Origin of the sequence: Mesorhizobium sp. M1295 (genome assembly GCF_040318135.1) — a bacterium.
GTDB lineage: Bacteria > Pseudomonadota > Alphaproteobacteria > Rhizobiales > Rhizobiaceae > Mesorhizobium.
The window spans coordinates 74480-87512 of record NZ_JAMYLU010000016.1; the positions used below are offsets into that span (position 1 = coordinate 74480).

13 protein-coding genes are annotated in these 13033 nt (G+C 63.0%); 9 read left to right on the plus strand and 4 right to left on the minus strand.

Going from position 1 to position 13033, the window contains the following annotated elements; translation table 11 throughout:
• Positions 1 to 55: 55 nt before the first annotated feature.
• The 6 genes from NKH29_RS21500 to NKH29_RS21525 all read left to right on the plus strand — a co-directional run bounded on the left by NKH29_RS21500 (position 56) and on the right by NKH29_RS21525 (position 7356).
• Positions 56 to 1576 (plus strand): ABC transporter substrate-binding protein, encoded by a 1521-nt coding sequence (locus NKH29_RS21500; RefSeq protein ID WP_352789788.1) that lies wholly within the window; start codon positions 56 to 58, stop codon positions 1574 to 1576.
• Positions 1577 to 1610: 34 nt separating this feature from the next.
• Entirely contained in the window at positions 1611 to 2570 is a 960-nt protein-coding gene (locus tag NKH29_RS21505; protein ID WP_352789786.1) for an ABC transporter permease, read from the plus strand.
• Positions 2570 to 3409, plus strand: coding sequence for an ABC transporter permease (locus NKH29_RS21510; protein ID WP_352789783.1), 840 nt, complete (start codon positions 2570 to 2572; stop codon positions 3407 to 3409). Before NKH29_RS21505 ends, NKH29_RS21510 begins: the two co-directional genes overlap by 1 nt.
• Positions 3406 to 5154 (plus strand): ABC transporter ATP-binding protein, encoded by a 1749-nt coding sequence (locus NKH29_RS21515; protein WP_352789780.1) that lies wholly within the window; start codon positions 3406 to 3408, stop codon positions 5152 to 5154. Before NKH29_RS21510 ends, NKH29_RS21515 begins: the two co-directional genes overlap by 4 nt.
• Positions 5155 to 5224: 70 nt before the next feature.
• Entirely contained in the window at positions 5225 to 6226 is a 1002-nt protein-coding gene (locus NKH29_RS21520; RefSeq protein ID WP_352482740.1) for a serine hydrolase domain-containing protein, read from the plus strand.
• A 5-nt stretch (positions 6227 to 6231) separates the two neighbouring features.
• Positions 6232 to 7356 (plus strand): anhydro-N-acetylmuramic acid kinase, encoded by a 1125-nt coding sequence (locus tag NKH29_RS21525; RefSeq protein ID WP_352789777.1) that lies wholly within the window; start codon positions 6232 to 6234, stop codon positions 7354 to 7356.
• Here the strand turns inward: NKH29_RS21525 and NKH29_RS21530 are convergent, their stop codons facing one another.
• Together NKH29_RS21530 and NKH29_RS21535 are read right to left on the minus strand one after the other, a co-directional pair.
• Positions 7357 to 7785: a GNAT family N-acetyltransferase gene (locus NKH29_RS21530; protein WP_352482743.1), complete on the minus strand. Its 429-nt coding sequence runs from the start codon at positions 7783 to 7785 to the stop codon at positions 7357 to 7359. It lies immediately after the preceding gene.
• A 49-nt stretch (positions 7786 to 7834) separates the two neighbouring features.
• Positions 7835 to 9016, minus strand: coding sequence for an MFS transporter (locus NKH29_RS21535; protein WP_023716690.1), 1182 nt, complete (start codon positions 9014 to 9016; stop codon positions 7835 to 7837).
• Positions 9017 to 9064: 48 nt separating this feature from the next.
• Between NKH29_RS21535 and NKH29_RS21540 the strand changes: the two genes are divergently transcribed.
• The 3 genes from NKH29_RS21540 (at position 9065) to NKH29_RS21550 (ending at position 11219) form a co-directional block, all read left to right on the plus strand.
• Positions 9065 to 9604 (plus strand): Lrp/AsnC family transcriptional regulator, encoded by a 540-nt coding sequence (locus NKH29_RS21540; protein WP_353000542.1) that lies wholly within the window; start codon positions 9065 to 9067, stop codon positions 9602 to 9604.
• Positions 9605 to 9742: 138 nt separating this feature from the next.
• Positions 9743 to 10282: a dihydrofolate reductase family protein gene (locus NKH29_RS21545; protein ID WP_352547478.1), complete on the plus strand. Its 540-nt coding sequence runs from the start codon at positions 9743 to 9745 to the stop codon at positions 10280 to 10282.
• Positions 10283 to 10304: 22 nt separating this feature from the next.
• Entirely contained in the window at positions 10305 to 11219 is a 915-nt protein-coding gene (locus NKH29_RS21550) for a sigma-70 family RNA polymerase sigma factor (protein WP_353000544.1), read from the plus strand.
• Positions 11220 to 11293: 74 nt separating this feature from the next.
• On the opposite strand, the gene NKH29_RS21555 is transcribed toward NKH29_RS21550, so the two are convergent.
• Both NKH29_RS21555 and NKH29_RS21560 read right to left on the minus strand, forming a co-directional pair.
• On the minus strand, positions 11294 to 12553 hold the full coding sequence (locus tag NKH29_RS21555; protein ID WP_352482748.1) for an ABC transporter substrate-binding protein: 1260 nt from the start codon (positions 12551 to 12553) through the stop codon (positions 11294 to 11296).
• A 48-nt stretch (positions 12554 to 12601) separates the two neighbouring features.
• Positions 12602 to 13030, minus strand: a complete 429-nt coding sequence (locus NKH29_RS21560; RefSeq protein ID WP_023716686.1) for a DUF4440 domain-containing protein — start codon at positions 13028 to 13030, stop codon at positions 12602 to 12604.
• Positions 13031 to 13033 lie beyond the last annotated feature (3 nt).

Here is a 13033-nt window from a genome sequence, read left to right on the forward strand (position 1 = left end):
TTGAAGCGGTCCGGGGAACTGCAGGCATCAGGTTTAACAATAATGGGAGACGACAATGGTACGGCACATTGGCAAGAAACTGCTTTCCGGGATGACGCTTGCGGCAATGCTGGCCATTGCCGCGGCACCGGTGCAGGCGAGTGCGGCGACGCTGCACATGGCCTGGTCGCAGGACGCCACCGGTCTTGATCCGCACAAGCAGACGGCATTCTCCTCGCTGCGGTTGCTGGAGCTGATCTATGAACCGCTGGTACGGCTCGACGCCAATCTGCAGATCACGCCCGCGATTGCCGACTCCTGGCAGTTCTCGGCGGACGGCAAGGAGCTGAGCTTCAGGCTCAATCCGAAAGCAAAATTCCAGAACGGCGCCGCCGTGACCTCGGCCGACGTCAAGGCATCCTTCGAGCGCATACTCGACGAGAAGACCGGTGCGGCCGCCCGCGCCAACTTTCTTTCGATCGCCAGCATCGACACACCCGATCCAGCCACCGTTGTGTTCCATCTCTCGCAGCCGGATGTGCCGATCCTGACGGCGATGAGCGACGTCAATGCCGCGATCGTCCCGGCAAGCGAAATCAAGGCCGGCTCGATCGGCACGACGACGGTCGGCTCGGGTCCGTTCAAGCTCGAAAAGTGGGATCCGAATTCCAAGGAAGTGCTTGTCGCCAACAAGGATTGGGCGGGCGGCGCGACCGGTGTCGACGGCATCGAGATCAGCGTGCTGCCGGACGAGACGGCGATCCTGGCGGCGATGCGCACCAAGCAGATCGATTTTGCCCTGCTCAACGATCCGCTTGTCGCCACGCTGGTGCCCAAGGAGGCCAGCCTGCAGTTGAACCGCGTGCCGGTGCTTGCCTATCACGTGCTGCAGCTCAATCCGTCCCGCAAGCCGATGACCGAACTCAAGGTGCGTCAGGCGATCTCCTGCGCCATCGACCGGCAGGAAGTGCTGGACACCGCCTCGCTCGGCGAAGGCAAGGTCACCGGCCCGCTGACCATCCCGGCGCTGGCGACCGATCCGAACCAGTTGTTCTGCTATAAGCGCGACATTGACAAGGCCAAGCAGTTGATGGCCGAGGCCGGCTATGCCGACGGCTTTTCGGCGACCGTGATCGGCGCCACCGGCGAGCCGCCGACAGCAGCGGCGGAAGCCCAGGTGATCCAGTCGCAACTCGCCGAAATCGGCGTCAAGCTCGATATCAAGATGATGGAGCTCAACGTCTATGTCGATGCCTGGCTGAAGGGCGATTTCGACATGGCCGTCGCGCTGAACGGCGGCAGGGCCGATCCCTACACTATGTACAACCGCTACTGGACCAAGACCGGCAATCTGCAGAAGGTGGCGAACTATATCGACGATACGCTGGACAGCCTTATGCAGAAGGGCCGCACCGAGACCGACCCGGCGGCGCGCAAAGCGATCTTCGCCGACTTCGAGAAGCACATCACTGAGATGTCGCCCTGGATCTGGCTCTACACGTCCTACAGCTACACGGCCCAGCAGAAGAATATCGCAGGATTCGAACCGGTGCCGACAGGTTCGCTGTTCAGCCTCGCCAAGGTGACGATCCAGTAGCTGCTTCGATGCCGGACGAGAGGATATTATTCGCGTGAACTATCTGATGCGGCGACTGGCGACCTTCCCTCTCGTCCTGCTTGGCGTGTCCATCGTGGTGTTCCTGGCGATCCGGATGGTTCCGGGCGATTCGATCACGGCAATGCTGGGAACCGAAGCCGGCCTGCTGACGCCTCCTCAGCGCGACGCGCTTGCGGCCTATTTCGGCATCGACCAGCCCTGGTTCATCCAGTACTGGCGCTGGCTGCTTGGTCTTTTCCAAGGCAATCTCGGCATTTCGTCCACCTATGGCAGGCCGGTGCTCGGCGTCATCCTCGAACGCTTCCCGCTGACGCTGGAGCTTGCGCTGCTGTCGATGATCATCGCCCTTGTCGTCGGCATGCCGGCCGGGATCTTTGCCGCCACCCACAATGAGAAGCTTTCCGATCTCGGCGTGCGCGTTGTCGCAATGATCGGACAATCGACGCCGAACTTCGTCCTTGCACTGCTGATCATCTACACGCTGTCGGCGGGGTTTGGCGTTTTGCCGGCGATGGGCGAGTTTTCGCCGCTGTGGCGGGATCCGCTGCGCAATCTCAGCCAGCTGTTGCTGCCGGCCGTCACGCTCGGTTTCGCCTTCGCGGCGTCGGTCACCCGTATATCGCGTTCGGCGATGCTCGACGTGCTGAGCGACGATTACGTCAGGACCGCGCGCAGCAAGGGCGTCTCGGCGCGCGGCGTCATCTGGCGGCATGCTTTGCCCAATGCGCTCATCCCGGTCGTGACGCTGAGCGGCATAGAGTTCGGCTATCTCCTGGGCGGGGCAGTCATCGTCGAGCAGATCTATGCGCTGCCCGGTCTCGGCCGCATGGTGCTGGACGCCATCCTGCAGCGCGACTATGCGCTGGTGCAGGGAAGCGTGCTGTTCATCGCCTTCAACTTCATGATCGTCAATCTCCTCGTCGACCTCGCCTATGTCGCGCTCGACCCGCGTATTCGGCTAAGCGAGCACTGATGGCGACATGGCGGGCCATACTTGCGCACACCAGCGGCCGCATCGGCGGTGCCATCGTTGCGCTTTATCTGCTGCTTGCCGTACTTGGCATGCTGGGGCTGACGCCGGACAATCCGCTGACGCAGCACCGGGTCGAGCGGCTGCATGCGCCTGACAGCACTTACTGGATGGGCACGGACCTGTTCGGCCGCGATGTCGCAAGCCGGCTGATGACCGGGATCGGCCAGTCCTTCCTCGTGGCCTTCTTTTCGGTCGCCTTCGCGACACTGGCCGGCACCGTGCTCGGGCTGGCGGCAGCCTGGTTCGGGCGCCGCTGGGACGGCCTGGTGATGCGCATCATGGATGTGCTGCTGGCATTCCCGGCGATCCTGCTGGCGCTGCTGATCGTCGCGGTTGCGGGACCGGGAACCTGGACCAGTGTCGTCGCCATTGCCATCGTCTACACGCCGATCTTCACGCGCGTGGTGCGCGGCCCGGCTCTGTCGCTCAAGGCGCGTGAGTTCGTCGACGCGGCCCGCACGTTCGGCAGCAGCTCGAGCTACATCGTGACACGGCATCTGCTGCTCAATCTGGTCGCGCCGTTGACCGTTCAGGTGACGCTGGCGCTGGCCTGGGCACTGCTCACCGAAGCCGGCTTGAGCTTCCTCGGGCTCGGCACGCAGCCGCCCGCCGCGTCGCTCGGCCTGATGCTGAGCGACAGCCGCAACCTGATGGAGACAGCTCCCTGGTTGATGATCTTCCCGGGGGTGGCGATCATGATCAGCATCCTCGGTTTCAACCTGCTCGGCGATGCGTTGCGCGATGTGCTCGACCCGAAGACGCGGAGATCGATCGCATGATCCCGCTGCTGTCCGTCAGCGGTTTGCGCGTCGGCTTCGGCCGAAAGCCGTCAGCCAATGAGGTCGTGCGCGGCGTCAGCTTCGATCTCGCTGACGGCGAAACGCTGGCCATCGTCGGCGAAAGCGGCTCGGGCAAATCGGTGACGGCGCTCTCGATCAATCGCCTTGTCGATTATGGCGGCGGCCGCATCACCGCGGGCTCGATCAAGCTGAAGCGGGCCGACGGCAGCATGTTCGACCTGACCGCCGCGGCCGAGCCGCAGCTGACGAAGATCCGCGGCGGCGAAATCGGCATGATCTTCCAGGAGCCGATGACCTCGCTCAATCCGGTGCTGACCATCGGCAGGCAGATCGAGGAGTCGTTTCGCCTGCATCGCGGCCTGACCGGCCGGCAAGCGACGGCGGCGGCCAAGGACGCGCTCGACCGTGTGCGCATTCCCGACGCAGCACGGCGGCTGAAATACACGCCCAACCAGCTTTCGGGCGGCATGCTGCAGCGGGTGATGATCGCCATGGCGCTCGCCTGCAACCCGCGCCTGCTCATTGCCGACGAGCCAACGACGGCGCTGGATGTTACGGTGCAGGCGCAGATCATGGCGTTGCTCGCCGAGTTGAAGCAGGAAACCGGGATGTCGATGATCTTCATCACCCACGATATCGGCTTGGTTGCAGGTATCGCCGACAAGGTGATGGTGATGCAAAGCGGAGAAGCTGTCGAGCAAGGCGCGCTGAACCAGATATTGGACGATCCGCAGCATCCCTATACGCGGCATCTGCTTCATGCGGTGCCGCATTTCGCCGGCGGCAGTGCGACACGCAAAGACATGCAACGCGAAAAGCAAAAAGCTACCGAGCCGGCGCTGAAGGTCGATGGCCTCGTGGTGCGATTTCCCGTCAAGGGTGGCTTTTTCAGCCGCGCCAGCGGTGCCGTGCATGCGGTGGACGGTGTGGATTTCGACTTGATGCCGGGCGAAACATTGGCCGTCGTCGGCGAGAGCGGTTCCGGAAAATCCACCGCCGCCCGTGCGATTCTGGGGCTGGTGCGCTCGACGCGCGGCACAATCTTGGCCAGCACGCGCAAGGCCGCCGCCGGGCAGAGCGCCCTTCCCGTGCAGATGGTGTTCCAGAATCCCTATGGCTCGCTTAATCCCAGGCTCGCCATCGAAAGCATTCTTGCGGAACCGGTGATCGCCACGGGCGGGCGGATAACTGCTGAGACGCGAGCGAAAATGGCCGCGCTGCTGAACCGCGTCGGCCTGCCGGAAAACAGCCTGCAGCGTTATCCGCACGAATTCTCCGGCGGCCAACGCCAACGGCTGTGCATTGCCCGTGCGCTGATGCTCAATCCCTCCGTTGTCGTCCTCGACGAAGCGGTTTCGGCGCTCGACGTATCGGTGCAGGCCAGAGTGCTGGAGCTTTTGATCGAGCTGCAGAGTGAATTCGGGCTGGCCTATCTGTTCATCTCGCATGACATGGCTGTGGTCAAGCGGATCGCCCATCGCATCGCGGTCATCTATGCCGGCCAGATCGTCGAGATCGGCGATGCCAGATTGGTGCTCTCGGAGCCGAAGCACTCCTATACCAAACAGCTTATCGCGGCCGTTCCCACCATAGACCGGCGGCATGAACGTTTCGAGTTGGACACGCGCCAGGTTCCCTCGCTCGTGCGTCCGCTGGGATTTGAGCCGGGCCCGGCAAAATGGCAGCAGTTCGGGCCGGATCATAGAGTACGGGTGGAAGTGTGATGATTGTCGCCCGAAAGCATGCAGAGGCAGACGGACAGCTCCCTCGCTGCCTTTCAGACGGACGCCGCAATTGATCGATCCCGATCTCTTCTCCCGCGCATTCGCCCCTCTCGAAGCGGCAGTGGCTGCGGCGCGCATTCCGGGCGGCGTGCTCGGCATGGTCGACCGGGACGGCGAACGCATCGTCCGGGCAATCGGCTCAGCCCAAGTCGTGCCGAAGATAAGGCCGATGCATGTCGGGACATGGTTCGATCTGGCATCCCTGACAAAAATCATCTTCACCACACCGCGCATTTTGGCGCTGGCGGAAGAGGGGGTCATCGACCTCGACGCGCCGCTGATTTCGGTCCTGACCGATCTTCGCCAATATGACGAAAAGGCCTGGGAGCGGACGGTGACGTTTCGCCAGTGCCTCGGCCATCAGACACCGTTTCCCGCCGTCGCGCCGATCTACACCTATGGGCGTGACCCCGAGCTGTTGCGCGCCTTTGTCTTGCAGCGCGAGTGGCAGGTCGGGGAGCCGGTCTATTCCGATATCAACTTCATTCTGCTCGGCTTCGTCCTGGAGCGCCTGTCCGGCAAGACCATTCGCGACATGGATCCCGGTCCGGGCTTCGCGTTCTCCGCCGAACCGGGTCAAGCGGCGGCCACAGAAGATTGCACATGGCGCCATCGCGTGCTGTCAGGCGAGGTCCACGACGACAATTGCTCGGCATTGCAAGGGGCCGGTCACGCCGGGCTGTTCGGAACGGCAGCTTCGGTCCTCGACTTTGCGCGAGGGCTGCTGGACGGGACCGGCGCGTCGCAGCGCTCGATAGCGCTGATGCGCACGCCCTTGTCGGCAACCCGCACCCATGGCTGGGAGCGACCCTACGAAGGCTGGTCCGGCGGCCGGCTGTGCAGCCCCGAAACCATCGGGCATACCGGCTTCACCGGCACCGGGCTTTGGGTCGACTTCGACAAAAGCAGAGCGTGGACCTTGCTCACCAACCGGATCCATCCGACACGTCATTTCAACAGCGGGATCGCAGCGCTTCGCCAAGCGGTCGGCGATCTCGTCAACGGAGCCTGACAATCATGAAAAATGGCGAACCAATGTGGGCCGTCGGCTTGATGACCGGCACCGTGCTGGACGGCAATATCGACGTCGCGCTGATCAAGACCGACGGCGAGCGGATCGCGGATTTCGGCACCTACACGCTGGCCCCCTACCCGCAGTCGATCCGGACCTTGCTGGAAGAGACGCTTAGGCAGGCAAGGAACTGGAATTTCACCGGGCCGGAACCGGCAATCTTCCACGAGGCAGAGGAGGCGCTGACGCGCGCCCAGTCTGCGGCGGTCAAGGATCTTGTCGAAAGCCACGGCCTGACCATGGCCGACATCGGCGTCGTCGGCTTTCATGGCCAGACCGTGCTGCACCGTGCCCCGCAAGTAGGCCGACTGGGCCAGAGTCGCCAGCTCGGCGATGGCGAGCTGATGCATGCCATCCTGGGCACCAAGGTCGCCTATGACTTCCGCTCGGCCGACATGCGCGCCGGCGGCCAGGGCGCGCCGCTGTCGGCGGCCTATCACGCCGCGCTGCTGCGCGAAGCCGACGCCAGCGGCGACACGGCGGTGCTCAATCTCGGCGGCGTCGCCAACATCACCTGGTGGGACGGCAAGGACAATGTCATCGCTTTCGATACCGGACCCGCCAACGCGCCGCTGAACGACTTCATCAAGTCGAAGGGGCTTGGCGAAATGGACCGCGACGGCGCGCTGGCTCGCGTCGGGACGGTCGATGAGGCACGGTTGGCCAAGCTCCTGCAGCACCCGTACTTGACCATGCCATACCCGAAATCGCTGGACCGTTTCGATTTCGGCGCCTCGATGGCGGACGGGATGAATGCCGAGGATGGCGCTGCCCTGCTGACGGCCTTCACCGCGGCCGCGGTCGGCAAGGCGCTCGATCTTCTGCCGCGCCGGCCGAAGCGGCTGGTGGTCAGCGGTGGCGGTCGCCACAACCCAACGATCATGGCCATGCTTGCCAGCCGCGCCGGCGTCGAAGCCGTGCCGGCGGAGGCGCTTGGCTGGAAGGGCGACGCGGTGGAGGCGGAGTGTTTTGCCTTCCTGGCTGTGCGCGTGCTTAGGGGCTTGCCGATCAGCTTCCCCAGCACGACCGGCGTGCCACAGCCGATGTGCGGCGGACGCCTTGCCGGCTAGTTAAGCCACCAATTTCTTCTGCAGGAAGATACGGCTTCGGCCAATGGGAAAGTCGGCGAGCGCACCGAACGGTCGATAACCTTGGCGCTCATAGGCCTTGGCGGCCTTGGGATTGAACGTGTCGATCCAGGCGCCGTGACAGCCGCGCGCCATCGCCTCCCTCTCGGCTGCCTCGAGCATCCGGCCGGCCATGCGCTGGCCGCGCAGCTTTTCATCGACCCAGAGCCATTGCACATAGAGCCAGCCCCAGGCGGTGTATCCCGAGATGCCGGCGACAATCGCGCCGTGCTCATCGCGCACGAACACGGCCAATGTCTTCCTGCCGGAGGCGCCGACATCGCTGTCGTTGAACGCCGCAAGCCGCTCTCCAAGAAAAGCCAGCTCGTGCGGCAAGGGATTGGCGGTTGTCTCAAGCGTTGTATTGTCCATCCAACGAGCATCTATCGAAGGACCGGGCCGAGACGCAAGCCTTGCTGCGCTATAGCTTCGGCGAACGCCACGCCGCTGCCGCAGCAGCGATCAGCATGAGCAAGGCTGCAACCACCGCCGATGCCGCAAACCCGAACGTGGAATAAAGCGGCCCGAACGCCGTGGTGCCGACGAACACCGCGAGATAGGTCACCGCGCTGTTCAAACCCATGATCGTGCCGCGGCGCGCAGGGTCGAGCGCCGATAGGCGCATCACCAGGACGTTCAGCCCGAAATGATTGGCAAGGCCCCAGACGGCTATCATCGCTATGGTCAGGCCGAAGCTGCCACTTGCCGCAGCAATCGCGACATAGACGAGCGCGACGAGCAGATAGGCAAACGGCATGACCCGCCGCGCGCCCAGACGATCGATGACGCCGTCAAGAAGTGCCGCCGTGCCAAAGCCGGCGCCATAGGCGAGCGCGGCCAGCCCGTTGGCACTGACCGGCCGTCCCAGGCCGTTGTGAAGGTGATCGCCGAGATAGCCATAGACGCCATAAAACGCCGTCATGAAGGCGGCGCAGGCGACCAGAAGCGGCACTATGCCGGGAACACCCAAGGCGCCCAGCGGCGTCGGTGCCGGACCGCTCTTCCTGACGTCGCTGAGCAACGTCAACGTGAGGCTGGCCAATGCGAGTGTTGCGAGCACCGCGACCGCCGCGAACACGGCGCGCCAATGCACCAGGTCGGCAAGTACGGCCGACAGCGAAACGCCGGCGACCATGCTCAGCGTCCAGCCGGTCAGCACGACGCCGATGGTCCCGCTTTCACGACCGGGCGGCGCAATCGCGGCGGAGCTGGCATAGATTGCCGGCATGGCGACACCCGCAGCAATGCCGGCGAGAAGCTGGGCCGCGACCAGCGCCGTCACCGTCGGCGCCGCAGCGCTGGCGACGAGCGCTATTGCCAGCAGCAGCAACGCTCCCTGCAGCATGCGGCGGGCGCCGAGCCGGTCGATGTAGCGCGCTAGGAACAAGGCGCTTGCCGACGTACCGAGCCCGAACGCGGCGGACGCGATCATGACCGCCGGCACGCTTGTGCCGAACGACGCGGCCACCGCCGGTGCAATCGGACCGAGCACAAGCGAGTTCGAGCCGATCACGGCAATGCACCCGGTCAGCAGGTAAGCGAGTGCCGGGATTGGCGGCTTGGGGGCCGCTGCGAATGTGGCGACTTGATCACTGTTCGACATATGGCAATAATGGCCGTATTAAATTCTGCATCAATCGGGAATTTTAATATGGATGAAGAAACAGATGGCATTCCGCAGAACAGGCCTGCCGCCCGCGATATCGATGCAATCGACCGAAAAATATTAGGCGTCCTGGTCGACGACGCGACGATCAGATATGCCGAGCTCGGCGACCGCGTCGGCCTTTCGCCGCCGGCAGTCCATGAACGCGTCAAGCGCCTGCGGCGGAGTGGCGCCATCCGCAACACCGCGGCCATCATCGATCCCAAGGCGGTACACAAGCCGCTGCTCGCCTTCGTCCATATCGATACCAAGGGGTGGGGAAAGACGCCGGAGCTGATGGCGATTTCCGAACATCCCGAAGTCGAGGAGATCCATTCGGTGGCCGGCGACACATGCATGCTGATCAAGGTCCGCACCGAGGACACGCGGGCGCTCGAAGGCCTGCTGTCGCGCCTCTACGAAACACCCGGCGTCACCTCGACGCGAAGTTACGTGGTGCTATCGACCTATCTGGAGCGGCCAGTGCAGCCGGGGATTACGACGGAGTGGCCGACGCCCCGGCACATGGCCAAGCCGCTCTATTAACTCAAACGATCCTCACGCGTATCCAAAGTCGAACCGGGAACGTCCTAGAGACTGCATCCTGTGGTTATCCATCGGGCCGTTTCGTTTTCGCCGGTTCTTGGGTCTCACGGGACGCCTGTGCGCAACCGGAGATATGCGATGAGAAAATTGATCGTGGGCAGCTTCATTTCGCTGGACGGCGTCATCGAAGCGCCAATGGAATGGGCCTCGCCCTTCTTCGACGAGGAGATGAAGGAGCACTCCTATGAAAAGGCCGGCGAGGCCGATTTTTTCCTGCTCGGCCGCATCACCTATGAAATGTTTTCGGCGCGCTGGCCGCAGGTCAAAGGCAGCAAGTACATGGACCGCATGAACGGACTGAAGAAGCTCGTTGCGTCGCGCGGCCTCAAGGAGGTGAGCTGGAACGCATCGCTGATCGAAGGCGACGTCGCTGCCGAAATTGCCAGGATCAAGCAACAGGCCGGCGGCAACATACTGAAGTATGGAGTGAGCAATCTCGACCAGACGCTGCTCGCCAACAGGCTTGTCGACGAGTATCAACTCTCGATCGTGCCGACCCGCGTCGGGCATGGCAAACGCGCTTTCCAGGATGTCGACCCATCCCTGGTCAAGCTGGAGCTTATAGATACGCACCGTTTCAAGAACGGCGTCATTACGCTGACCTATGTCCCGCTGTGATCCGCCGCCGAATTGAATGCCCATGAAGATGCAGCCAAGACTTGACCCGACCGGGCTTTTCGACGTCCGCTACGCCGGCTTCCTGGAGACAGTCGCGCATTTGCGTGGGCGGCTGCACCGCTACTGTGCACGCATGACCGGTTCGACGCTCGACGCCGAAGACGTGATGCAAGAGGCGCTGTTCGAGGCCTATCGGAAGATCGAGAAGCTGGACGATGCGAGTGCTCTTCGCCCCTGGCTGTTTCGCATTGCACATAATCGCTGCATCGATTTCCTGCGAAGCCGGCAGGTGCGTCAGCATGCGGAGGCCAATTTCGTCGAAGACGAGATCATCCTGCCGGTCGAGCCGGTGGGCAACGGCGCGGATCGCGCGATCGAACGGCTGGTTATCCACCTGCCGCCCAAGGAACGCGCCTGCGTCCTGCTCAAGGATGTCTTCGACTATTCGCTGGAAGAGATCGCCGATCTCGTCGGCTCGACCGTGGGTGGCGTCAAGGCCGCGTTGAGCCGTGGCCGCTCCAAATTGGCCGCCTTGTCAGGCGAGCCAATCGTCCGTTCGGAGCCCCAGCGCGATCCGGAACTTCTGGAATTGCTCAGCCGCTATGTCGAACTGTTCAATCGCCGCGACTGGGACGGGGTACGGGCGCTGACCAGCGCGGATGCCCAATTGCAAGTCGCGGATTGCTTCAAGGGAAGGCTATCGGAATCACCTTACTTCGTTGAATACGAAAGAGCCTCGACGACCTGGAAAATGGCGATTGGCATAATCGATAGCGAGGCGGTGCTGCTCGTGCTTCACCATGGCGAAGACGGTTGGAAGCCGGCCCATCCGGTTCGGATCGAAGCCGCTGGGATCATAAATCGCGTCACCGATTACTATGCCTGCCCCTGGATCATGCCGGCCGCTGGTGCGGTGGTCGTTTCCGGGCCGGCCTAACCGGCAGCAGGACCTGCAAGTGTCCGGCATCGACCTCAATGAAATGGGATCGATGCCGGACGGGGCATAGGCGCTTACTGAAGTTTCGCCTGCAAGGCGTTGACGTCATCCGTCGTCATTTCGCCGTCGGTCGTCACCTTGCCGTCGATGATCTTCCAGAGCCGGAACGGGCCGGTGATGTCGCCATACTTATCGAAGGCGACCGGACCGATGACGCCTTCGTAGCGGATCGGCTTGCCCTCCTTGATCAGGCCGAGCGCCTTGGCGAACTCGTCCTTGCCGGCATAGATCGGCGTGCCGGCCGGGTCGACCGCCTTGTACATCGCGTCCTTGATCTTGGCCGGATCCTCAGAGCCGGCAATGGCGATGGCCAAGCCGACGATGGCGCCGGCATCATAGGATCGATCGGCCGCCGGGTTCGAGGGTTCGATGCCCGAAAATTCCTTGTAGTTTTTGGTGAAATACTCGGTCGATGCGGTCGGGCTGGTGCCGGAGGAAGTGCCGTACGCATCCTTCAGGTAATCCGCGCCAACGGATTCGATGAAGTCCGGGCTGTTCATGCCGTCATTGAGCAGGAACTTCTGGACACCGCCCTGCGAAATCCAGGTGCGGGCGATGGTCGCGCCGTCGACAGGCGTGCTGACGAGATAAAGCCCGTCCGGTTCGCCGGCCATCGCCGCGGTCACTTCCGAGGCATAGCTCGACTGCTTTTCATTGTAGGGCGTGTCGGAGACGATGGTGCCGCCGAGCGCCTTATAGGCGCGTGAGAATTCCGCCACCATGTTAACGCCGAAGTCGTTGTTGACGTGGATGACCGACAGCTTCTTGAAACCCTTGTCGATGGCGTATTTGGCGGCAGCGACACCCTGCAGCGCATCAGATGTGATGGTGCGGAAGAAGATGCCGTTGGTCTTGCCGTCGCGCCCAAGCGCCGTCAGCGTCGGCGACGAGGAAGCAGGCGACACCTGGACGATCTTGGCCGGAGCGGTGACCGAGGTCAGGATCGGGATCGACACCGAGGAAATGATGCCGCCGATGATCACCGGCACCTTCTTGACCTGCACGAGTTGTGTCGCGGCATCGACCGCGATGTTGCCTTGGCTCTGGCTGTCGCGGGTGTCGGTTGCTAGGTCGCAGCCGCGCACGCCGCCCGCCTCGTTGATATCGCGGAAGGCCATTTCGACCGATTTTGCGCCGGCCTGGCCGTATTCGCCGGCGGGACCGGTCAGTTCCATGACGAGGCCGACCGTGATCTTGCAATCCGCGGCCTGCGCTGCACCGGCCGCTGTCACCAGAGCCAGCGCAGTGGTGATCTGAAGTATGGTCTTTTTCATTGTTGTTCCCCTTTCGTTACACGACTCTCATTGACGCCTTGAGCCTGTTCAGTCTTCCGGCATCTGCAGCCAGGTTTCATGCAGATGTCGCCATTCGACGCCGTTGGGCGCCGATGAGCTGGTGGTGAAGACCGCACTCGAGCGGCGGCGGCTGTGCTTGCCCCCGCGCTGCTGTGCTTCGATGTAACAGACGACGATCGTGTCGTCTGACTGCCAGCCGGCCCGGATATCCTCGATCGAGATACTGAAATCGCCATCAGAGGTGGCGCGGCTTGCCCTGACATGGTCGAGCACCGCGTCACGATCGAGGACCTGACCGTCCGGCGCAACCATGCAGAAGCCTTCGCCCATGACGCGTTCGAAGCGGCTGAAATCTGCATTGTCCGCACTCGCCGCATTGAACCAGTCGACGAAGAAGCGGTGGAGATCGACCACTTCGGCACTGGCGCGGGAAAGCAAGGAGGGCTTCTCGTCCATGGC

Coding starts and splice junctions, on each gene's coding strand:
- NKH29_RS21525 (WP_352789777.1), top strand. CDS start 6,232: ATGAAAAATGGCGAACCAATGTGGGCCGTCGGCTTGATGACCGGCACC.
- NKH29_RS21500 (WP_352789788.1), top strand. CDS start 56: ATGGTACGGCACATTGGCAAGAAACTGCTTTCCGGGATGACGCTTGCG.
- NKH29_RS21560 (WP_023716686.1), bottom strand. CDS start 13,030: ATGGACGAGAAGCCCTCCTTGCTTTCCCGCGCCAGTGCCGAAGTGGTC.
- NKH29_RS21550 (WP_353000544.1), top strand. CDS start 10,305: ATGAAGATGCAGCCAAGACTTGACCCGACCGGGCTTTTCGACGTCCGC.
- NKH29_RS21530 (WP_352482743.1), bottom strand. CDS start 7,785: ATGGACAATACAACGCTTGAGACAACCGCCAATCCCTTGCCGCACGAG.
- NKH29_RS21510 (WP_352789783.1), top strand. CDS start 2,570: ATGGCGACATGGCGGGCCATACTTGCGCACACCAGCGGCCGCATCGGC.
- NKH29_RS21545 (WP_352547478.1), top strand. CDS start 9,743: ATGAGAAAATTGATCGTGGGCAGCTTCATTTCGCTGGACGGCGTCATC.
- NKH29_RS21555 (WP_352482748.1), bottom strand. CDS start 12,553: ATGAAAAAGACCATACTTCAGATCACCACTGCGCTGGCTCTGGTGACA.
- NKH29_RS21515 (WP_352789780.1), top strand. CDS start 3,406: ATGATCCCGCTGCTGTCCGTCAGCGGTTTGCGCGTCGGCTTCGGCCGA.
- NKH29_RS21540 (WP_353000542.1), top strand. CDS start 9,065: ATGGATGAAGAAACAGATGGCATTCCGCAGAACAGGCCTGCCGCCCGC.
- NKH29_RS21535 (WP_023716690.1), bottom strand. CDS start 9,016: ATGTCGAACAGTGATCAAGTCGCCACATTCGCAGCGGCCCCCAAGCCG.